Below are 20,047 nucleotides of genomic sequence, written 5' to 3'. Positions count from 1 at the left end.
TGGTGGTGCCGTCGTCGACGGCTCAGATCTCCCCGCCGCCGGCCGGGTCCTCCTCGGCACGGGACCGGCGGTCGTTGGCCACCGGACCCTCGGTCACCTGGTACTCGCGCGGCTCGGCGTCCTGGGCGGGCGTCCAACCGGCACCCAGCCGGGTGCGCCGGGCGTTCGCCAGTCCACCGGTGTACGTGCTGTCCATCGTCACTGGTCATCCCCCTTGCCACACGTGGGCCGCTCTGCCCGCGCGTGCCGGAATTCTCCCGTCTCCCGGCCCGGAAAACCGTAATGTGGATCACTTCACCGGAAGTCGCGGGAGGCGGGCGCGACCGGCGGCGTGATCGGGTCCAGCCGGTCGGCGGTGAGGTTGGTGACCCCCTCGTGCCGCTGCAACCGACCACGGACCACGAGGGCGACGCTGGTGCGGGCGATTCGACGATAGCGCTGCCACAGCCCCGGGGAGCACGTGACATTGAGCATTCCGGTCTCGTCCTCCAGGTTGAGGAAGGTGACCCCGCCGGCGGTCGCGGGGCGCTGCCGGTGGGTCACGATCCCGCCGACCCGGATCCGCCGACCCGGTTCCACCTGACCGAGCCGGGCGATCGGCACCGCGCCCAGCGCGTCGAGCCGGTCCCGGACGAACCGGGCCGGGTGGCTCTCCGGGGACAGCCCGGTGGCCCAGACGTCGGCGACGAGCCGGTCCACCGCCTCCATCCCGGGCAGGGTGGGCGCCGCCGCGCCGGTCACCGTGCCGGGCAGCCGACCCGGCCGGTCCTGGGCCGCCGCCCCGGCCGCCCAGAGCGCCTGCCGCCGGGTCAGCCCGAAACAGGCGAAGGCGTCCGCGGTGGCCAGCGCCTCCAGCTGCCCGGCGGTCAGACCGACCCGCCGGGCCAGATCCGGCATGTCCCGGTACGCCCCGTGCGCCGTCCGCTCCGCCTCGATCCGCCCGGCCACCCCGTCACCGAGGGTACGGACGCTGCCCAGCCCGAGCCGGACGGCCGGCCCGCCCAGCCCCCAGGCGTGCGGCGGCTCCCCCGGCACGCTCCCCCACCGGGTCTGCGGGGTGGACTCCAGCACCGCCCCCGCCCCGCTGGCGTTGACGTCCGGCCGACGGACCTCGACGCCGTGCCGGCGGGCGTCGTCGACCAGCGTCTGTGGCGAGTAGAAGCCCATCGGCTGGGCGTTGAGCAGGGCGGCCAGGAACGCCGCCGGGTGGTGGCGTTTGAGCCACGAGCTGGCGTACACCAGGTAGGCGAAGCTCATCGCGTGGCTCTCCGGGAAGCCGTAGCTGGCGAAGGCGGTGAGCTTGCGGTAGACGTCGTCGGCCAGCTCGCCGGTGATCCCCCGCTCGGCCATCCCGGCGTAGAGCCGGTCGGCGAGCTGCGCCATCCGCTGCACCGACCGTTTCGCCCCCATCGCCCGACGCAGTTCGTCGGCCCCGGCCGCGTCGAAGCCGGCCAGGTCGATGGCGAGCTGCATCAGCTGCTCCTGGAACAGCGGCACGCCGAGGGTCTTCTCCAGCGCGTTGCGCATCAGCGGATGCGGGTACGTCACCGGCTCCTGGCCGTTCTTGCGCCTGATGTACGGGTGCACCGAACCGCCCTGGATCGGGCCGGGCCGGATCAGCGCCACCTCCACCACCAGGTCGTAGAACTCGCGCGGTTTCAGCCGGGGCAGGGTGGCCATCTGGGCCCGGCTCTCCACCTGGAACACCCCCACCGAGTCGGCCCGGCAGAGCATGTCGTAGACCTCGGGGTCGTCCAACGTCATGTCCCCCAGATCGAGGCGCTGGCCGATCAGGTCGTAGCCGTAGTGCAGGGCGGAGAGCATGCCCAGGCCGAGCAGGTCGAACTTGACCAGCCCGACCGCCGCGCAGTCGTCCTTGTCCCACTGGAGCACGCTGCGCCCGGGCATCCGCCCCCACTCCACCGGGCACACCTCGATCACCGGCCGGTCGCAGATCACCATCCCACCGGAGTGGATGCCCAGGTGCCGGGGAAAGCCCGCCCACCGCCCCGAGGCCCCCGTCAACTCGTTGGCGTACGCCACCACCTGCTCGGGAATGCCCTCGACGTCCACCGCCGCGACCGGGCCCCAGCGGTCGATCTGCTTGCTCCAGGCGTCCTGCTGGCCGGGCGAGAAACCGAACGCCTTCGCCACGTCCCGCACCGCCGACCGGGGCCGGTACGAGATGACGTTGGCGACCTGGGCGGTGTGTTCCCGGCCGTACCGGGCGTAGACGTGCTGGATCACCTCCTCCCGCCGGTCGGACTCGATGTCCACGTCGATGTCGGGCGGCCCGTCGCGTTCCGGGGCGAGGAACCGCTCGAAGAGCAGCCGGTGCCGGACGGCATCGACGTTGGTGATCCGCAACGCGTAGCAGACCGCCGAGTTGGCCGCTGAACCCCGGCCCTGGCAGTAGATGTCCTGCGCGCGGCAGAACGCCACGATGTCGTAGACCACCAGGAAGTAGCCGGGGAAGCCCAGCTCGTCGATCATCCGCAGCTCGTGCTCCAACTGCGCGTACGCCTCCGGGTGCGCCTCGGGCGGGCCGTAGCGCTCCCGGGCGCCGTCCATGGTCAGCCGGCGCAACCAGCTCATCTCGGTGTGCCCCGCCGGCACCGGGTACGCCGGCAGCCGGGGCGCGACCAGGTGCAGGTCGAAGGCGAGTTCCGCGCCGAACCCGGCGGCCCTCGCCACGGCACCCGGGTACCCGGCGAAACGGGCTGCCATCTCCGCACCGCTGCGCAGGTGGGCGGTGGCCGCGGCGGGCAGCCAGCCGTCGATCTCGTCCAGGCTGCGCCGGGCCCGGACGGCGGCCAGGGTGGTCGCCAGCCGCCGTCGACCCGGGCTGGCGTAGTGCACGTTGTTGCTGGCCACCGTGGGTAGCCCGGCGGTGGCCGCCAGCTCGGCGAGGGCGTCGTTACGGTCGGCGTCGACCGGGTGCCCGTGGTCGGTCAGCTCCACCGCCACCGTCTCCGCGCCGAACAGCGCGGTGAGCCGGTCCAGCTCCCGGGCCGCCGCGTCGACCCCCTCGGTGAGCAGCGCCGCCGGCACGTGCCCCTTGCGGCAGCCGGTCAGCACCAGCACGTGGTCCCGCAGCTCGGCGGCGACCTGCTCCAGTTCCCCGTAGACCGGGCGGCCCTTCTCCCCACCGCGCAGCTGGGCCCGGGAGATGACCGACGCGAGTCGCGCGTACCCCTCGTGGCCGTGGGCGAGCACCAGCAGGTGCCGGCCCGACGGGTCCGGTTCGCCCTGCTGCGGGCCGGGCAGCCCCAGCGACAGCTCCGCACCGAAGACCGTCGGCAGACGCAGCGTACGGGCCGCCTCGGCGAACCGGACCACGCCGTAGAACCCGTCGTGGTCGGTCACGGCGAGCGCGGTCAACCCCAACCGGGCGGCCTCCTCGGCCAGCTCTTCCGGGTGGCTCGCCCCGTCGAGGAAACTGAAGTTGGTGTGCGCGTGCAGTTCGGCGTAGGGAACGGTGCCGTCCGGACGGGTCAGCTCGGGAGGCGCGTACCGCTCGCGGCGCCGGCTCCAGGCCGGCGAGTCGCCGCCGTCGGCCCCGGCGAGCGGGTCCACCACGTGCAGGTGCCGTTCCCCGCCCCGCCGCCCGCCTTGGGCCCCGCCGCCCCGACCCCCGCTGTCCTGGGCCTCACTGCCCCGGGGCCCGCCGCCCTGGGCCTCACTGCCCCGGGGCCCGCCGCCTCTGGGCCCGCCGCCCTGGGGACGGTCGTCACGGGGGTGGTCGTCACGGGGGTGGTGGCCCGCGTCGCCGTCGGTGGTGGATCGTCCGGACAACACCCGTTCCAGCTCCGACCAGGGCAACTTCGGGTTGTGGAAGCTCATCCGGTCGCCCCGGCTGTGCCGGCTGACCCAGCGGTGCGGGCTGACCCAGCGGAGCGGGCCGTCCTTCTGCGGCCGATCGCGTGCCTTCTGCGGCCGATCGCGTGGCGGGGTGATGACACCGCGGACAGGGATGGTCTTCCCGGTGAGCGGTATGCCGCTGAGGCATATTTATGCCTCAGCGGCATACCGCTCATGCGGCAACATCGTCGAGACGCAGGGCGACCCCGCGCAGGGCAACCCCGCGCAGGGCAACCCCGCGCAGGGCAACCCCGCGCAAGGCGACCCCACACAAGGCGACCCCACACAAGGCGACCCCGTGCGGAGCACCGCACCGACCGGCAGCGGGAGCGCCGGTCACCGAACCCGACCGACCCCAACAGGGCCGCCCCGAACAGGGCCGCCCCGAACCCGACCAGCCCGAACCCGACCAGCCCGAGCCCGACCGGCGCGCAGTCGACCGGCGCGCAGTCGACCGGCGCGCAGTCGACCGACACGCAGTCGACCGACACGGGCCCCGCCCGCAGGGGTCCGACCGGCCCGAACAGAGCCGAAGCGGGCGGGACCAGCGCAGGCCACCGGTCAGTCATAGATCGCCTCCACCAGCCACCGGCCCGCCTCGACGGCCAACAGCAGGGCGGCACCGTCGGCCAGGCAGACCTGGAACCGGGCCCGGCGGCGGGCCTCGGCGGGGGCCCACCACCGCTCGTCCACCGGCCACGGACCGGCCCAGCCGACGATCTCCGCCGGCGTGGTGCCGCCGACGACCAGCCGGGCGGGGGCGGCGCTGATCGCCAGCCGGGCGCTGACCAGCACCGGTTCCCCGGCGGCGTCGTGCACGCTCGCGGTGAGCGGGACGGGCAGCACCACGGCCGGCGCGGGTGGCGGCAGTCGCCCCGGCCATGGCGGCACGGGACTCCCCCGCCGCTGCCCGGTACCGCCCCGCCCCTGCCTGACCGGGGCAGGCCCGCCCACCACCAGCCCAGCAGTAGACCCACCCACCACCGGCATGGCTGACGACCCACCCACCACCGGCATGGCAGAAACCGGCAGCACGGCAGAAACCGGCGACCCGGCAGGAGGCCCGTCCAGTGGGTGAGGGACGGGGACGCCCGGCGGTGGGGGCGGGCCGGGGCGGGTGGGGAGGCGCTCGTCACCCCACGGGACCAGCCGGGTCTGGTCGGCCGGGGACCGACCGCCGCCGAGCACGGCGGTGACCACCGCCTCCGGGCCGAGGAGGCCCTGCACCCGGCTCAACGCCCGGTGCGCCCGCTCCCGTTCCTCGCCGGCCTCCCCCCACAGGCCGGGTTGCAGCCCTCCCCGGGCCAGCAGCCCGTCGGGGACCAGCCGCAGCCGGACGATCCCGGCGGTGGGTCGGGCCGGTCGGGCACCGGGCCGACCGGTGCTGCCGGAGAGCCAGCCGTCGAGCTGCCAGCGCACCCGGTCGGCGATGGCGGCGGCGGTGAGCAGCCCGTCGTGCCGCCACACCCGGTGCAGTTCCTGGCCGTGCGCGGTGACCGCCTCGATGCCGAGCCGGGTGCAGGCCAGCCCGTGCCCGGCCAGCCGGTCGTGCAGCCGTTCGGCGAGCACCCGGGCTGCGAAGGCCGCCGCGTCGACCCGGTCGAGGGGCTCGTCGTGGTGGGCGGTGACCGTCAGGTCGACCGGGGGCTGCCGGACGGCGAGCGGTCGGTGGTCGTACCCGGCGGCGAGCCGGTGGGCGAGCGCCCCGTCGAAGCCGAACCGGGCCAGCACGTCACCGGCGGGTAGCGCGGCGAAGTCGCCCAAAGTCCGTACGCCGAGCCGGCGCAGCAGGTCGGCCAGGGCCGGCCGGCCGATCGCCTCGACGGGCAGCCCGGCCAGGAACCCCGGTGTCCCGCCCGGCGGCACCACCTGCCCGGTGCGCGCGGCGAGGCCGGCGGCGAAGATCCCGTCGGCGATGCCGACCTGGCTCTCCACCGCACAGGACTGGGCGACCTGTTCGACGATCCGCTCGGCGGCGGCCTCCTCACCACCGAGGTAACGGGCGGGGCCCCGGGCGGCGAGCGCGCAGACGCCGGGACGGACCACCTCGACCCCGGCGACGACCTCCTCGACGGCGGCGACGACCGGTTCGAAGGCACGGGCGTCCCGACCGGGATCGTGGTCCACGACGGTCAGCGTGGAGCAGCGCCCCTGGGCCTCCCGGCGGCGCAGGCCACGGCGTACCCCGGCGGCACGGGCGGATGCGGAGCAGGCCACCACCCGGTTGGCGTGCAGCACCGCCACCGGGCCGATGGCGGGCACCCCGTCGACGATCTCGGCGGCGAGCACCGGCCAGTCCGGGCACCAGAGCAGCAGGGTGCGTACCGGCGCGCGGGTCACGCCGACCCGACCACGGTGAACCCGCCCGACCGGACCCCGGCGGCGGAACCGGCGGCGGAACCGGCGGCGGAACCGGCGGAACCGGACGCGGCGGTGGACGCGGGGGAACCGGACGGTGCGGCGCGCGGGATGACCCGGGTGAGCCCGTCGCCGGGCAACCACATGGTGATCTCCTTCGGGCGGGCCGCCGCCCCGCGTCCGCGTGCCGACACGGTGACCTCCCGACGGCGCAGTCGGCCCCGACCCGGCCCGAGCCCCGCCCATACCCCACGGACCACCTGGAGCGTGACGTCCGCACCGGTCCACCGGCCGTACGGGACGAGCACGCAGCCGCGTTGCCGGGCGCGGGCGGCCAGCCGGTCGGCGACCGGGGCGGAGACGGTGTGCGGCACGGCGGTCACCACCACGTCGACCCCGTCGATCAGTGCTGCCACCACGGTGGGCCACTCCGGGCCGGGGTGGGGCACCAGGGCCAGTCGGTCCAGGGCGATGCCGACCTCGGCGGCGGCGCCGGCCCCGAAGGTGGGCACCCCGACCACCGCGCACCACGATCCGGCCCGGGACGCCTCGGCGAGCAGCGCGAGCACCAGGGAGGTGCCGCCACTGCGCCGGGGCTGGCCGGTGGTGACGGCGATCGTGCTGCCCCGGCGCAGCCCCCGGTGCGGCAGCAGGCCGGTCAGCTCGGGTGCCACCGGGAGCACCCGGTGACCGCCCGTCGGATCCGGGGCGCTCGCCGGGCGTACCAGAGCGGCCAGTGCGGCGGAACCGCCCACCATGCGGCCCGCCATCGGACCAACCCCCGTCGTGTCGTTGCGTGGATCAGATGTTCATCGGCCGACGGGGACCCGGACGCGGCCGGATCAGGTGTTCCGCAGGCGGCAGACCGGCGGGACCCGGACACGGTCGGTCAGGTGTCCGTCGGGCGGCGACCCGGCCGGACCGGGACCGGGTGCGGGCCGGATCAGGCGGCGAGGCCGTCGAGGGCGGGTTGGTGGGCCAGCCCGAGGGCGTGCTCCACCACCGCCACGAACTGCCCGGCGGCCCGGAGCAGGTCGTCGGCCTCCCGGGCGCTCACCACCCGGGGGATGCCGGCCTCGGCGGCGGCCCGTTTGCCGGCGGCGGCGGCGAAGTAGCGGGACCACTCGTCCAACTCGGGGGCGACCGTGGCGAGCAGCACCCAGACGCTGGTGATCCGGCGTCGGCGGGCGGGCGCGGGGCGGGCCCGGGCGGCCAGCAGGGCGGCGGCGGCACGCAGCGCGGCCAGGTGGGCGGCGGCGTAGCGCAGCCCGTCGGGGCGGGTCTGGGCGGCCTCGGCCAGCCCGCGCCGGGCGATCGTGAGGAGTTGGGTCGGGGTGCGGTGCGGCAGCACGTGCGCGGGCACCGTCGGCGCCTGGGCCGGGTTGGTCGGCATGACTGTCTCCTCCGCGTGACCGGGTCGGGCGGGACGCGCGGTGGAGGAGATCCACCGGCGCGACGCCCGGGGCGGGTGGTGCGGAGGAAGACGCACCGATGGGGACCGGCCGGGTGCGGATGCTTCCCCACACCACACCCGGCCGGCGAACCGGCGGGTTCGTCGCCCGCCGCCCGGGGGTCGTGGGCGGCGGGCGACGACCTGCCTTGACGGGACCGGGCTCGCGACTGCCCGGAACCCGGTGCGGTCCGCGAAACCGCACCTGCCCGGGTCGGTGCCGCGAAACACCGCCCCCGGGGGCGTTGGAACGGGTGTACGAGTGAATCGAACACTCGTTCTAACTACCCTGACAGTACACCCTGCCCCCGACGAAAACGCAACGTCCGGCGTACGGCGTGCCACCGACGATTCCCAGCCCGCGCACAGCGGCGGCAAAGCCGGAGCCGAGGTCCTGCTCGCAGGGTGGGGCCATGAGAGAAGGACCCGCCGAGACCACCCTCGGATGAGCGCCACCGTCCTGGACCGAGGTACCCCCCGCCGGCCGTTGCCCACCGCCCCCGGCTGGTGGGCCGACCTGGCCGGCAGCGCGGCCGTGCTCAGCCTGCTGGTCGTCACCGCGCTCTGGACCGCCGACCGGGGGGTGCAGGAACTGCTCTCCGGGGTGGCCGCCGGCCTCACCTCCGCCGGTCGGCTCACCGGCCTGCTCAGCGCCGACCTGATGCTCGTCCAGGTGGTGCTGATGGCCCGGGTGCCGCTGGTCGAACGGCGCTTCGGCCAGGACCGGCTCGCCCGCTGGCACCGGCTGGCCGGCTTCACCTCGTTCCACCTGCTGCTGGCCCACGTGCTGCTGACCACCCTCGGGTACGCCGGGACCGCCGGGGAGAACCCCGTGACACAGCTCTGGCTGCTGGTCACCGGGTACCCGGGGATGCTGTTGGCCACCGCCGCGCTGGCCCTGCTGGTGCTGGTGGTGGTCACCTCGGTCCGGACGGCCCGCCGCCGGCTGCGCTACGAGTCCTGGCACCTGCTGCACCTGTACGCGTACCTGGGGGTCGGGTTGGCGCTGCCGCACCAGTTGTGGACCGGTGCGGACTTCGTCGCCTCGGCCGCCGCGCGGGCGTACTGGTGGACGGCCTACCTGGGGGCGCTGGGCAGTGTCCTGGTGTTCCGGCTCGGCCTGCCGGCGTACCGCTCGCTGCGGCACCGGGTCGAGGTGGCCGCAGTGGTCCCCGAGGCACCTGGCGTCACCTCGGTCTGGTTGCGCGGGCGGGGCCTGGACCGGCTGCCGGTACGGGCCGGACAGTTCTTCGGCTGGCGCTTCCTGACCGGTCCCGGCTGGTCCCGGGCCCACCCCTACTCGCTGTCCGCCCCGCCGACGGGTGACCTCATGCGGATCACCGTCAAGGACCTCGGCGACGACAGCTCCGGGGTGGCCGCCCTGCGACCGGGCACCCGGGTGCTGCTGGAGGGCCCGTACGGGCGGCTGACCGGGGAGCACTGGCGCGGCGGCGGGATCACCATGCTCGCCTGCGGGATCGGCATCACCCCGCTGCTGGCCCTGCTCTGGGAACTGCCGTACGCGCCGGGACAGGCGGTGCTGCTCTACCGCGTGCGTACCCCGCAGGAGCTGGCCTTCCGGGCGGAGCTGGAGCGACTAGCGGCCGAACGTGGCGTGCGGGTCCACTACCTGGTCGGCCCGCGCGGCCGGCAGCCGGCCTGGCTGCCCGGCTACGCGGCGGGGCTGCCGGACGCCGAGGCGCTGCGCCGGCTCTCCCCCGGCATCGCCGGCCACGACGTCTACCTGTGCGGCCCGGACGGCTGGATCGACGCGGTGCGGGCCGCGACCCGGGCCGCCGGGGTGCCCGAACGGTACGTCCATCACGAACGCTTCGCCTGGTGACGGGCGGGGAGGGAGGATCCGTGCGACGGATCACCATCTGGCTGCTCTCCACGGTGGCCGCCCTGGTGCTGCTGTTCAGCTACCGGACCAGCACCATGGGCGTCGGTGGGGGGACCAGCACTGTCGCCGCCGGCGACAGCGGCGGCGCCGTCCCCGGCGCCGGGGGTACGTCCACCGGCTCGGACCCGGACTCGGACTCGGACTCGCCGAGCGGAAGCAACGGCAGCAACGGGAACAGCAGCGGCGGCGGGAGGTACGACGGGTCGGTGGCGCAGACCCGGTGGGGGCCGGTGCAGGTCCGGATCACCGTGGCGGGCGGGCGGATCACCGACGTCACGGCGCTCCAGGTGCCCGACGGCAACTTCCGGGACCAGCAGATCAACGACCACGCGGTGCCGATCCTGCGGCAGTCGACGCTCACCGCGCAGAGCGCCCGGATCGACACCGTGTCCGGGGCGACAGTCACCAGCGACGGCTACCGCGAGTCCCTCCAGGCCGCCATCGACGCGGCCCACCTGAAGTGAGCGCGACGATGGACCTGACGGCGGAGTCGGACCGACGGGCCTGGGTGGTGCAGGTGATGGGGCTGCCGGTGAGCGTGCACCTGCGCGGCCCGGACGTGCACGACGACGCGGTCGCCGCCCGGGTGGAGCGGGTCTTCGCCGAGTTGCGCGCGGTCGACGCGACGTGCAGCACCTACCGGCCGGACACCGAGATCGGGCGGCTGGCCGGCCGGGCGCCGGACCCGGCCACCGCGAGCCCGCTGGTCCGGGAGGTGGCGGAGCTGTGCGAGCTGGCCCGGCTGCGCACCGGCGGCCGGTTCGACGCCCGGCGGCTCCCGCTGCCCGGCGGCGGTGCCGGGTACGACCCGTCCGGTCTGGTCAAGGGGTGGGCGGTGCAGCGGGCGGCCGGCCGGCTGGCCGACCTGACCGGGCACGACCGCTGCCTCAACGCTGGTGGCGACGTGCTGCTGCACGCCGGGGCGGACCGGCCGGCCTGGCGGGTCGGCATCGAGGACCCGGACCGCCCCGGCCACCTGCTGGACGTACTGGACCGGCGCGACGGCGCGGTCGCCACCTCGGGCACCGCTCGGCGCGGCGCGCACATCGTCGACCCGCTCACCGGCCGGCCGGCGACCGCGCTGCGGTCGGTCACCGTGGTCGGGCCGGAACTGCTCTGGGCCGACGTGTACGCCACCGCGGCGATGACCCGGGACGCCGACGACGCGCTGACCTGGCTGACCGGCCTGGCCGACCACGAGGCGCTGCTGGTGACCGCCGACGGCCGGGTCCGCGCCACCCCGGACTGGCCCGGCACCCGCCCCGGGCCGCCGCCCGCCCGCTGACCCACCCCGGCCGACCACCGGGTGCGGGGCGTCCGGGCGGACCGGGGAGAATGGACCCATGCAATCACACCCGAACGTGCAGGCGGTGCAGCGGGCGCTCGACGACGCGGGCGCGCGGGACGGCTCCGGCGCGGCCAGCCGGGTCCGCCTGCTGCCCGAGGCGGTGCACACCGCCGCCGCGGCGGCCGACGCGCTCGGCGTCGCCGTCGGCGCGATCGCCAACTCGCTGGTCTTCGACGCCGACGGCGTACCGCTGCTGGTGCTCACCTCCGGCGCGCACCGGGTGGACACCGCCGGCCTGGCCGCCCAGCTCGGGGTGACCCACCTGCGCCGGGCCACCCCCGACTTCGTCCGGGAGCACACCGGCCAGGTGATCGGCGGGGTCGCCCCGGTCGGTCACCCCGGGCCGCTGCGCACCCTGGTCGACACCGCCCTGACCGGGTACGCCGAGGTGTGGGCCGCCGGTGGCGTACCGCAGGCCGTCTTCCCGACCAGCTACCCGGAGCTGCTGCGGATCACCGGTGGCACCCCCGCCGAAGTGGCGTGAACACCACCCCGGAGCTGGTCACCCTGCACGTGTGGCGGGTGCACCGGGCCGCCCTCGGTCAGGCGTTGGTGCGGATGGCCCGGCACCCGGGCCGGCTGCGGCGCACTCCCGGCGTACGGTTCGGCAAGCTGCTCGGCACCGGGACCGGCACCGGCTTCGGCCCGGGGGACGCCGACCTGACCCGGTGGGCCGCCCTGGTGGTGTGGGATTCTCCCGCTGCGGCGGCCGGCTTCGACACCTCCCCGGTGGGCCGTTCCTGGGCCCGGATCGCCCGCGCCTCGGCCCGGTTGGAGCTGCGCCCGGTGACCAGCCGGGGCGAGTGGTCGGGCCGGCGTCCGTTCGGCGATCCGGCGGGTGGCCGGGTCGACGGACCGGTGCTGGCGCTGACCCGGGCCCGGTTGCGTCCCCGCCGCGCGCTCACCTTCTGGAAGGCCGTCCCGCCGGTCGCGGCAGCGCTGCACGCCGCGCCGGGGCTGCTCGCCCGCTTCGGGGTGGGTGAGGCGCCGCTGGGCTGGCAGGGCACGGTCAGCGTGTGGCGCGACCCGACGGACCTCGTGGCGTTCGCGTACCGTCACCCGGAGCACCGCGCGGCGATCACCCGCACCCCCACCGAGGGGTGGTACGCGGAGGAGCTGTTCGCGCGTTTCGAGGTGCGCGCAGTGGTCGGTGACCGGTCGGTGCTGGGATGGGTCGCCGACGGTGATCCGCAACCGTGAGAGGACGCGCATGAGGTTGGTGCGGTGGACGCCGGAGGATCTCGTCCGGCGGCTCGACGACGTGGTCGCGGTGTACGGGGAGGCGATGGGCTACCGCAGCGAGCTGCTGGAGGCCCGACGCGGTTACATCGCCACCCACGCCCGACGACCCGGGTTCCGCGCCGTCGCCAGCCTCACCACCGAGGGCCACCTGGCCGGCTTCGGGTACGGCTACCTCGGCGCGGGTGGACAGTGGTGGCACGACCAGGTCTACCGGGCGCTGGACCCGGACGCCCGACAGCGTTGGCTGACCCACTGCTTCGAGGTGGTCGAGTTGCACGTCCGGCCGCCCGCGCAGGGGCACGGTGTGGGTGCCCGGCAGCTCACCGCCCTGCTCAGCCTCGCCGAGGGCGGCACCACCCTGCTGTCCACCCCGGAGGCCGACGAGCAGGCGTCGCGGGCCTGGCGGCTCTACCGGCGGTTCGGCTTCGTCGACGTCCTGCGGCACTTCCGGTTCCCCGGCGACGAACGACCGTTCGGGGTGCTCGGCCGCGACCTGCCGTTGCCCCGCCCCGACACGTCCGGCCCGACCGCGTCATGACCCGCCGGCACGTCCCGTGGCTGCTGCTGGCCGTCCTGGTGCTGACCCAGATCTGCTATCCGCTCACCACCGGGGTCACCCGGGCCCGCCTCACCGTCGCCACGGTCGTGCTCGGCTACCTGCTCTCGGTGGGGCACGCGCTGCTCACCCGGGGCCCCCGGGCGGCGGTGGCGCTGGTCGCGGTGGCCACCGGCGGCGGGTTCGCGATCGAGGCGCTGGGGGTGGCGACCGGTTTTCCGTTCGGCAGCTACGACTACTCAGGCGAGTTGGGGCCGAAGCTGGCCGGGGTGCCGTTGATCATCCCGCTGGCCTGGACCTGGATGGCCTGGCCCGCCTGGCTGGCCGCGGTCCGGCTGACCACGCCCACCGGCCGGGCCCCCGGCACCGCACCGGCCGGCACCGCACCGGCCGGCACCGCACCGGCCGGCAGCGCAGCACCGCGCACCGCAGCACCGCGCACCGCAGCACCGCGCACCGCAGCACCGCGCACCGCAGCACCGCGCACCGCAGCACCCGGCAGCGCGACGCCCGGGTGGGCGGGGCACGCCGGGCGGGTGGCGTTGGCCACCGTCGGGCTGGCCGGCTGGGACCTCTTCCTCGACCCGCAGATGGTGGCCGAGGGCTACTGGGTGTGGCGCGACGCCACCCCGGCGCTGCCCGGCCTGCCCGGCATCCCGGTCAGCAACTACCTGGGCTGGCTGCTCTTCGCGGTGCTGCTGATGAGCGCGCTGCGCCCGCTGGCCGGGTCGGCCGTCGCGGTCACCGACTCCCGCGACGACCCGATGTTCGCGCTCTACCTGTGGACGTACTTCTCCAGTGTGCTGGCGCACGCGGTCTTCCTCCGGCTGCCCGCCTCGGCGGTCTGGGGCGCAGTGGGCATGGCGGTGGTGGCGGTGCCGCTGGCGGTGACCCTGCTGCGCGCCCGCCACCGGCCCGCCGACCGGCCGGCAGCGGGGGCGCGGGGGCGGGCGGTGGGTCGGCGGTGACCGTCGTCGCGCTCGCGCTGGCCGTCGCGGTGCTCGCGCTGACCGTGCACACCTGGGTCAACGCCGGGTGCTGGCTGCGTCGGCCCGTCGACGGGCCGGTCGAGGTCGACGAGACCGTGGCGGTGCTGCTGCCGCTGCGCGACGAGGCCGACCGGGTCACCCCGTGCCTGCGCGCGCTGCTCGCCCAGCAGGGGGTGCCGGGGCTACGGATCACGGTGCTCGACGACGGCTCGACCGACGGCACCGCCGAGGTGGTCCGTGCGGTGGTCGGCGACGACCCCCGGGTCACCCTGCTCACCGGGGTCACCCCGCCGCCGGGCTGGCTGGGCAAGCCGTACGCCTGCCACCAACTCGCCGGGCACGCCGGGCCGGCCGCCACCGTGCTCGCCTTCGTCGACGCGGACGTGGTGCTCACCCCGTACGCGGTGGCGGCGGCGGTGACCGAGCTGCGCGCGGCACGGGCGACGCTGCTGTCGGCGTACCCGAGGATTCTGGTGCGGACGGTGGGTGACCGGCTGGTGCAGCCGCTGTTGCAGTGGTTGTGGTTGACCTTCCTGCCGCTGCGTGCGATGGAACGCTCGGCGCGGCCGTCGCTGGCCGCGGCCGGTGGGCAGTTCCTGCTGGTGGACCGGGCCGGCTACGACCGGGCCGGCGGGCACGCCGCCGTCGCCGACCGGGTGCTGGAGGACATCGAGCTGGCGCGGGCGGTGAAGCGCTCCGGCGGGCGGATCGCGCTGGCCGACGGCTCCCGGCTGGCCGACTGCCGGATGTACGGGACCTGGCCCCAACTGCGCGACGGCTACACCAAGTCGCTCTGGGCCACCTTCGGCCACCCGGGGGCCGCCGCGACAGTGGTCGCCGCGCTGCTCCTGCTCTACACCGCGCCGCCGCTGCTGGCGGTGGCGGCGCTGGTGGCGGGCTCGCCGCCGGCAGCCGGGCTGGCCCTGCTCGGGTACGCCGCCGGAGTCGCCGGGCGGGTGCGCAGCGCCCGCGCCACCGGCGGCCGGGCCTGGCCCGACGCGCTGGCCCACCCCGTGTCGGTCGTGGTGCTCGGTTGGCTGACCCTGCGGTCGTACCATCTGCGGAAGCGGCGTCGCCTGTCCTGGCGGGGCCGTCCGGTCAGCTAGGAGGACGCGGCATGGCGCGGATCGTGGTCATCGGCGCCGGCGTGGGCGGGCTGGCCACCGCCGCCCGGCTGGCGGTCAGCGGGCACGAGGTGACCGTCTTCGAACGGTCCGACACCGTCGGCGGCAAGCTCGGCCGCCACGTCCACGACACCCCGGCGGGCAGCTTCCACTTCGACACCGGGCCGAGCCTGCTCACCCTGCCGCAGGTCTTCCACGAGCTGTTCGAGGCGACCGGCGCGAAGCTCGACGAGTACCTCGACCTGGTCCCGTTGGATCCGATCGTGCGGCACGTCTTCCCCGGTGGCGGACCGGCCCTCGACTCGTGCGCCGACCCGGACGAGTTCGCCGCCCGGATCGGGGCCACCCTCGGCGACCGGTCCGCCGCCGACTGGCAGCGGCTGTGGCGGCGGGCCGCCCGGGTCTGGACGGCGTCGCACCGGGACATCCTGCGGCGGACCGTCGACTCGCCGCGCGACCTGGCCGCGCTGGCCTGGCGGCTGGGCGACCTGGCCGCGATCGGCCCCGGCCGCACCCTGCGCGGGCTGGGCCGCAGCCACCTGTCCGAACCCCGGCTGCGGATGCTGCTGGACCGCTACGCCACCTACACCGGCGCGGACCCGCGCCGCGCCCCGGCCGCGCTGGTCGCCGTCCCCTACGCCGAGCTGACCTTCGGTGGCTGGTACCTGCGCGGCGGGCTGGGCACCCTGGCCGACGCGCTGCTCTCCCGCTGCCTGGACCTGGGCGTCACGGTGCGCACCGGGGAGACGGTCACCCGGATCGACGCCGCCGGTGGCCGGGTGCACGGGGTACGCCTGGCCGGGGTCCACGCGCCCGTGCCCGCCGACGTGGTGGTCGCCAACGCCGACGCGCTCACCGTCTACCGGGACCTGCTGCCCCACCCGCGCCGGCTGGCCGCGCTGACCGACCGCAGCCTGGCCGGTTTCGTGCTGCTGCTCGGGGTACGCGGCGACTCCGGCCTGGCCCACCACACCGTGTTCTTCCCCGGCGACTACGACGCCGAGTTCGACGCCGTCTTCGGTGACCCCGGGCGGGGGATCCGGGCCCGGCCGGCGACCGACCCGACGGTCTTCGTCACAGTGGCCGACGACCCGACCGCCCGCCCGGCCGGACACGAGGCGTGGTTCGTGCTGGTCAACGCCGCCCGCCACGGCACCGCCCCGGATGCGGTGGACTGGCGTCGGCCGGGGCTCGCCGACGCGTACGCCGACCGGATCCTCGACGTGCTCGCCGAGCGGGGGGTCGACGTCCGGGACCGGCTGGTGTTCCGCGAGACCCGTACCCCGGCCGACCTGGACGCCGCGACCGCCGCGCCGGGCGGGTCGATCTACGGCACGGCGGGTGGGCTGCTCCGCCCCGCCAACCGGGGTCCGGCGCACGGGTTGTGGCTGGTCGGCGGCTCCAGCCACCCCGGCGGCGGCCTGCCGATGGTCACCATGTCCGCCCAGATCGTCGCCGACGAGATCGGCCCCGCCTGGTAGCGGGTCAGCCGGCGTCGAGCAGGGCCCGGCGGACGGTGGAGAGGAGCTGGCCCAGGCCGAAGCCGGCCAGCAGCAGCCAGACGGCGGTGGCCATGGTGATGGTGCCGGCCGCCAGGTCGAGGTCGATCAGCCCGGTCAGCCCGGCCAGCAGCAGCCCGACCAGGGCGACGCAGACCCGGGTGGGCCGCTCCCCCACGGTGACCGCGCCGATCTCCCGCATCCCGGCGGCGACCGCGCGGGCCCGGACGTACTCGTGCAGCCAGGACAGCGCGCCGGCCGCGACCACCAGCGCGCCGGGCGCGCCGACCAGCCAGAACGTCACCAGCCAGGCGATCTCACCGAGCCGGTCGGCGACCGAGTCGTAGACGTAGCCGAGCCGGGTGGTCCGGCCGGTGGCTACCGCGACCGCCCCGTCGACGCTGTCGGCGACCGAGGCGAGCAGCACGAACAGCGCGCCGACGATCGGCCCCTGGGGCGACCGGACGCTGAACAGCGGCACGCACAGGCAGAGCAGCACCCCGCCGACGGTCACCGCGGTCGGGGTGACCCGCAACCGGCCCAGCACGAAACCGACGTGGTAGGCGAAGCGTAGCCAGGCACGGACCACAGGCGCCGCGACCCGGGGGTCGAAGCCGCCGTGCAACCGCGCCCAGGCGGTCGCGTACTCGTCCCATTTCAGCTGTGTGCCCACCATCGGTCAACCGCCACGGCACGGTCGAGGTGTCGGGGTCGACGCGTTCACACCCGGGCGTCGGCCCGCAGGCTGCGCCACACCTCGCGGGTCGCGGGCGAGCGGTTCAGGGTGATGAAGTGGATGCCCGGAACCCCCTCGTCGAGCAGCCGGGCGCACATCTCGCTTGCCTGTTCGATGCCGAGCCGGCGGACCGCCTCGGGGTCGTCGGCGACCCGCGCGAACCGCTCGGCCAGCGCGGCCGGGAAGGGCGCGCCGGACAGCTGCACCGAGCGCTCGATGGTGCCGATCTGGGTCACCGGCATCACCCCGGCCAGGATCGGCGTGTCGCAGCCGGCCGCCGCGACCCGGTCGCGCAGCCGCAGGTAGTCGTCGGCGTCGAAGAACATCTGGGTGATGGCGAACTCCGCGCCGGCCCGGCACTTGCGGACGAAGTGTGCGGTGTCGCTGTCCACGTCTGCCGAACGGGGATGCTTGTACGGGAAGGCGGCCACCCCGACGCTGAAGTCGCCGGCGTCGCGGACCAGCCGGACCAGGTCCTCGGCGTAACCGACGCCCTCGGGGTGTCGGATCCACTCGCCGCCCGGGTCACCGGGCGGGTCGCCGCGCACGGCGAGCACGTTGCGGACGCCGACGCCGGCCAGCCGCCCGATCACGTTGCGCAGCTCGGCGACGGAGTGGTTGACGGCGGTCAGGTGCGCCATCGGCAGCAACGTGGTCTCGGTGGCGATCCGTTCGGTCACCGCGACGGTGGTGTCCCGGGTCGAGCCGCCGGCCCCGTAGGTGATCGACACGAACGACGGGCGCAACGACTCCAGCTCGCGGATGGCCTGCCAGAGCAGCCGCTCACCCTGTGCCGTCTTGGGCGGGAAGAACTCGAACGAGAACGTCGGCTGGCGGTCGCGGATCAACTCCCCGATCGCCGGCTGGGGATTGGGAAGGACGGAGGGAAGACCGAGCGCCACGTGACGACTCTAGCGGGCGACGCCGTCCGACCCCACGCACTTCCCACCAGAACATCGACGCCCACCGACCCGCCCGACGCCCCGTCCCCCGCCCGCTGGATCTTGCGGCAGGGCGAAGACCGTCCTTCCGCACGAAGATCTTGCGGCGCGACATGGCATCGCCGATCTTGCGGCCCGACATGGCATCGCCCTTCGCGTCCAGGTCCGGCCAGCACGTAGCGTGGGTTGGTATCGACGTTCGCCGGTCGCGGGACGTGGGTTGCCGAGCAGAAGTGAGTTCGACCGGCAGCGGCCTGCCGCGCCCACCGGGGTGACGCGCCGAGGTGGTGGTGCGGCGGCGGCGGCGGGGACCGGCTAGCGTCTGGGCGTGACCCACGCCGCTCCCGTCTCCCCCGTCGACCGTGCCGGCCTGCGGCAACGCGTCGACAAGGCCCTGACCGAGTTCCTGGCCGGCCGGCGCGGCTGGATGGCCGGCATCGACGAGGCTCTGACCCCGGTCGCCGAGGCGATCGAGGGGTTCGTGCTCGGTGGCGGCAAGCGGCTGCGCCCGGCCTTCGCGTACTGGGGATTCCGGGGTGCCGGTGGGGTGGATGCCGACCAGGTGGTGACCGCCCTGGCGGCGCTGGAGTTCTTCCAGGCCAGCGCACTGATCCACGACGACGTGATGGACCGGTCCGACACCCGGCGCGGTGAGCCGGCGGTGCACCGACGGTTCGCCACCCGGCACCGGGCAGCCGGCTGGAACGGGGCCCCGGACGGCTTCGGCGACGCGGCGGCGATCCTGCTCGGTGACCTCTGCCTGGTCTGGTCCGACGAGCTGCTGCACTCCGCCGGGCTGGACCCGCACACGGTGGCCCGGGCCCGACCGGTCTTCGACGAGATGCGCGCCGAGGTCACCGTCGGGCAGTACCTGGACGTGCTGACCCAGGCGACCGGGGAGGTCTCGCTGGAACGGGCCGGCAAGGTCGCCCGGTACAAGTCGGCCAAGTACACGGTCGAGCGACCGTTGCTGCTCGGTGGCGCACTCGCCGACGCGTCGGCGGACGTGTGCACCGCCTACTCGGCGTACGGGTTGCCGCTCGGTGAGGCGTTCCAGCTCCGCGACGACGTGCTGGGGGTGTACGGCGACCCGGCGCAGACCGGCAAGCCGGCCGGGGACGACCTGCGTGAGGGCAAGCGCACCTACCTGGTGGCGGCGGCGGTGGAGGCCGCCGACGAGGCCGGTCGGGACCTGCTGCTCGGCCGGCTCGGCGATCCGGAGCTGGACGAGGACGGGGTGGCCCGGCTCCGCGAGCTGATCCGCGGCACCGGCGCGTTGGCCCGTACCGAGCAGCGCATCGTCACCCTGACCGACACCGCCCTGGCCGCGCTGGCCGGTGTCGACCTCGACACCGAGGCCCGCCAGGCCCTGGTGGACCTGGCCATCGCCGCCACCCGCCGCGCCGACTGACCCCACCCACCCACCCACACCACCCCACGCCGGGCCATGTTGATCAAGAAGTTTCGGTCACGAATGCCCCGGCAGATGACCCAAACCTCTTGATCAACTGACTTAAACCTCTTGATCAACGCGGCAGGGCAGAGGCAGGGGGGCGGGGGCAGGGCAAGGAGCAGGGTGGGGTGGAGCAGGGTGGGGTGGAGCAGGGTGGGGTGGAGCAGGGTGGGGCGGGGGTGGCGCGGGGGTGGGGCTAGAAGCCGAGGGCTTGGGCGCGGCGCTTCACCTCGCGGGCGTGGTCGCCGCCGAGGGTGACCGCACCGGTGCCGCCGGAGAGGGTGTCGTCACGCTGGTAGAGCCACCGCAGCGCGGCCTCGTCGTCATAGCCGGCGTCGGCGAGCAGGTTGAGCACGCCGGGCAGGTGCTTGAGCACCGTCTTGTTGGCCACCAGGTCGGCGGGGATCCGGCGGATGCCGTCCCGGCGTACGGCGATCAGCTCACGGTCCCGGATCATCTGGTGGACCTTGCTGATCGACAGGTCGAGCCGCTCGGCGACGTCGGGGAGGCTCAGCCAGTCCGCCGGGTCGCTGGGGCCGGCCAGGTCACTGCCGACGGACTGGTCGGCGGGTACGGAATCGGTCACC

At 75.3% G+C, this 20,047-nt stretch carries 18 protein-coding genes; 10 read left to right on the top strand and 8 right to left on the bottom strand.

Annotated elements, in window-relative coordinates:
• Positions 1-22 precede the first annotated feature (22 nt).
• From OHQ87_RS01985 to OHQ87_RS01965, 5 genes are all read right to left on the bottom strand, one after another.
• Complete coding sequence (locus OHQ87_RS01985; protein ID WP_067301863.1) at positions 23-202, bottom strand: hypothetical protein; 180 nt, start codon at positions 200-202, stop codon at positions 23-25.
• Between the two features lie 92 nt (positions 203-294).
• On the bottom strand, positions 295-3,843 hold the full coding sequence (locus tag OHQ87_RS01980) for an error-prone DNA polymerase (protein ID WP_328344371.1): 3,549 nt from the start codon (positions 3,841-3,843) through the stop codon (positions 295-297).
• A gap of 579 nt (positions 3,844-4,422) precedes the next feature.
• Positions 4,423-6,201 (bottom strand): DNA polymerase Y family protein, encoded by a 1,779-nt coding sequence (locus tag OHQ87_RS01975; protein WP_328344369.1) that lies wholly within the window; start codon positions 6,199-6,201, stop codon positions 4,423-4,425.
• A complete protein-coding gene (locus OHQ87_RS01970; RefSeq protein ID WP_328344367.1) occupies positions 6,198-6,989 on the bottom strand; it encodes a hypothetical protein in 792 nt (263 codons plus the stop codon). Before OHQ87_RS01970 ends, OHQ87_RS01975 begins: the two co-directional genes overlap by 4 nt.
• A 173-nt stretch (positions 6,990-7,162) precedes the next feature.
• Positions 7,163-7,612: an SAV_6107 family HEPN domain-containing protein gene (locus tag OHQ87_RS01965; protein WP_328344365.1), complete on the bottom strand. Its 450-nt coding sequence runs from the start codon at positions 7,610-7,612 to the stop codon at positions 7,163-7,165.
• Positions 7,613-8,114: 502 nt separating this feature from the next.
• Between OHQ87_RS01965 and OHQ87_RS01960 the strand changes: the two genes are divergently transcribed.
• From OHQ87_RS01960 to OHQ87_RS01920, 9 genes are read left to right on the top strand one after another with little or no spacing between them, the layout of a single operon-like run.
• Positions 8,115-9,512, top strand: a complete 1,398-nt coding sequence (locus OHQ87_RS01960; protein WP_328344363.1) for a ferredoxin reductase family protein — start codon at positions 8,115-8,117, stop codon at positions 9,510-9,512.
• A 20-nt stretch (positions 9,513-9,532) separates the two neighbouring features.
• On the top strand, positions 9,533-10,036 hold the full coding sequence (locus OHQ87_RS01955) for an FMN-binding protein (RefSeq protein ID WP_328344361.1): 504 nt from the start codon (positions 9,533-9,535) through the stop codon (positions 10,034-10,036).
• Between the two features lie 8 nt (positions 10,037-10,044).
• On the top strand, positions 10,045-10,857 hold the full coding sequence (locus tag OHQ87_RS01950) for an FAD:protein FMN transferase (RefSeq protein ID WP_328344359.1): 813 nt from the start codon (positions 10,045-10,047) through the stop codon (positions 10,855-10,857).
• Positions 10,858-10,915: 58 nt separating this feature from the next.
• On the top strand, positions 10,916-11,404 hold the full coding sequence (locus OHQ87_RS01945) for a YbaK/EbsC family protein (RefSeq protein WP_328344357.1): 489 nt from the start codon (positions 10,916-10,918) through the stop codon (positions 11,402-11,404).
• Positions 11,401-12,120: a monooxygenase gene (locus OHQ87_RS01940; protein ID WP_328344355.1), complete on the top strand. Its 720-nt coding sequence runs from the start codon at positions 11,401-11,403 to the stop codon at positions 12,118-12,120. Before OHQ87_RS01945 ends, OHQ87_RS01940 begins: the two co-directional genes overlap by 4 nt.
• Positions 12,121-12,130: 10 nt before the next feature.
• A complete protein-coding gene (locus OHQ87_RS01935) occupies positions 12,131-12,700 on the top strand; it encodes a GNAT family N-acetyltransferase (RefSeq protein ID WP_328344353.1) in 570 nt (189 codons plus the stop codon).
• The gene (locus OHQ87_RS01930) at positions 12,697-13,686 is read left to right on the top strand and encodes a carotenoid biosynthesis protein (RefSeq protein ID WP_328344351.1); all 990 of its coding nucleotides are present in this window, start codon (positions 12,697-12,699) and stop codon (positions 13,684-13,686) included. Before OHQ87_RS01935 ends, OHQ87_RS01930 begins: the two co-directional genes overlap by 4 nt.
• Positions 13,683-14,813, top strand: a complete 1,131-nt coding sequence (locus tag OHQ87_RS01925; protein WP_328344349.1) for a glycosyltransferase — start codon at positions 13,683-13,685, stop codon at positions 14,811-14,813. Before OHQ87_RS01930 ends, OHQ87_RS01925 begins: the two co-directional genes overlap by 4 nt.
• An 11-nt stretch (positions 14,814-14,824) precedes the next feature.
• Positions 14,825-16,312, top strand: a complete 1,488-nt coding sequence (locus OHQ87_RS01920) for a phytoene desaturase family protein (protein ID WP_328344347.1) — start codon at positions 14,825-14,827, stop codon at positions 16,310-16,312.
• 4 nt (positions 16,313-16,316) lie between these two features.
• On the opposite strand, the gene OHQ87_RS01915 is transcribed toward OHQ87_RS01920, so the two are convergent.
• Positions 16,317-17,006 (bottom strand): CDP-alcohol phosphatidyltransferase family protein, encoded by a 690-nt coding sequence (locus OHQ87_RS01915; protein ID WP_328344345.1) that lies wholly within the window; start codon positions 17,004-17,006, stop codon positions 16,317-16,319.
• A gap of 44 nt (positions 17,007-17,050) precedes the next feature.
• Entirely contained in the window at positions 17,051-17,968 is a 918-nt protein-coding gene (metF, locus tag OHQ87_RS01910; protein WP_328344343.1) for a methylenetetrahydrofolate reductase [NAD(P)H], read from the bottom strand.
• A 367-nt stretch (positions 17,969-18,335) separates the two neighbouring features.
• Between metF and OHQ87_RS01905 the strand changes: the two genes are divergently transcribed.
• On the top strand, positions 18,336-19,418 hold the full coding sequence (locus OHQ87_RS01905) for a polyprenyl synthetase family protein (RefSeq protein ID WP_328344341.1): 1,083 nt from the start codon (positions 18,336-18,338) through the stop codon (positions 19,416-19,418).
• Between the two features lie 238 nt (positions 19,419-19,656).
• Here OHQ87_RS01905 and OHQ87_RS01900 read toward each other — a convergent pair whose 3' ends face one another.
• Complete coding sequence (locus OHQ87_RS01900; protein ID WP_328344339.1) at positions 19,657-20,046, bottom strand: Rv2175c family DNA-binding protein; 390 nt, start codon at positions 20,044-20,046, stop codon at positions 19,657-19,659.
• Position 20,047 lies beyond the last annotated feature (1 nt).

Source organism: Micromonospora sp. NBC_00421, from assembly GCF_036017915.1.
In the GTDB taxonomy this organism is placed as follows: Bacteria; Actinomycetota; Actinomycetes; order Mycobacteriales; family Micromonosporaceae; genus Micromonospora.
Note: the sequence above shows the minus strand (reverse complement) of the source record. Positions and strands in the feature narration are given on the sequence as shown.

Coding starts and splice junctions, on each gene's coding strand:
- OHQ87_RS01915 (WP_328344345.1), bottom strand. CDS start 17,006: ATGGTGGGCACACAGCTGAAATGGGACGAGTACGCGACCGCCTGGGCG.
- OHQ87_RS01970 (WP_328344367.1), bottom strand. CDS start 6,989: ATGGCGGGCCGCATGGTGGGCGGTTCCGCCGCACTGGCCGCTCTGGTA.
- OHQ87_RS01930 (WP_328344351.1), top strand. CDS start 12,697: ATGACCCGCCGGCACGTCCCGTGGCTGCTGCTGGCCGTCCTGGTGCTG.
- OHQ87_RS01935 (WP_328344353.1), top strand. CDS start 12,131: ATGAGGTTGGTGCGGTGGACGCCGGAGGATCTCGTCCGGCGGCTCGAC.
- OHQ87_RS01960 (WP_328344363.1), top strand. CDS start 8,115: ATGAGCGCCACCGTCCTGGACCGAGGTACCCCCCGCCGGCCGTTGCCC.
- OHQ87_RS01945 (WP_328344357.1), top strand. CDS start 10,916: ATGCAATCACACCCGAACGTGCAGGCGGTGCAGCGGGCGCTCGACGAC.
- OHQ87_RS01980 (WP_328344371.1), bottom strand. CDS start 3,843: ATGAGCTTCCACAACCCGAAGTTGCCCTGGTCGGAGCTGGAACGGGTG.
- OHQ87_RS01920 (WP_328344347.1), top strand. CDS start 14,825: ATGGCGCGGATCGTGGTCATCGGCGCCGGCGTGGGCGGGCTGGCCACC.
- OHQ87_RS01965 (WP_328344365.1), bottom strand. CDS start 7,612: ATGCCGACCAACCCGGCCCAGGCGCCGACGGTGCCCGCGCACGTGCTG.
- OHQ87_RS01950 (WP_328344359.1), top strand. CDS start 10,045: ATGGACCTGACGGCGGAGTCGGACCGACGGGCCTGGGTGGTGCAGGTG.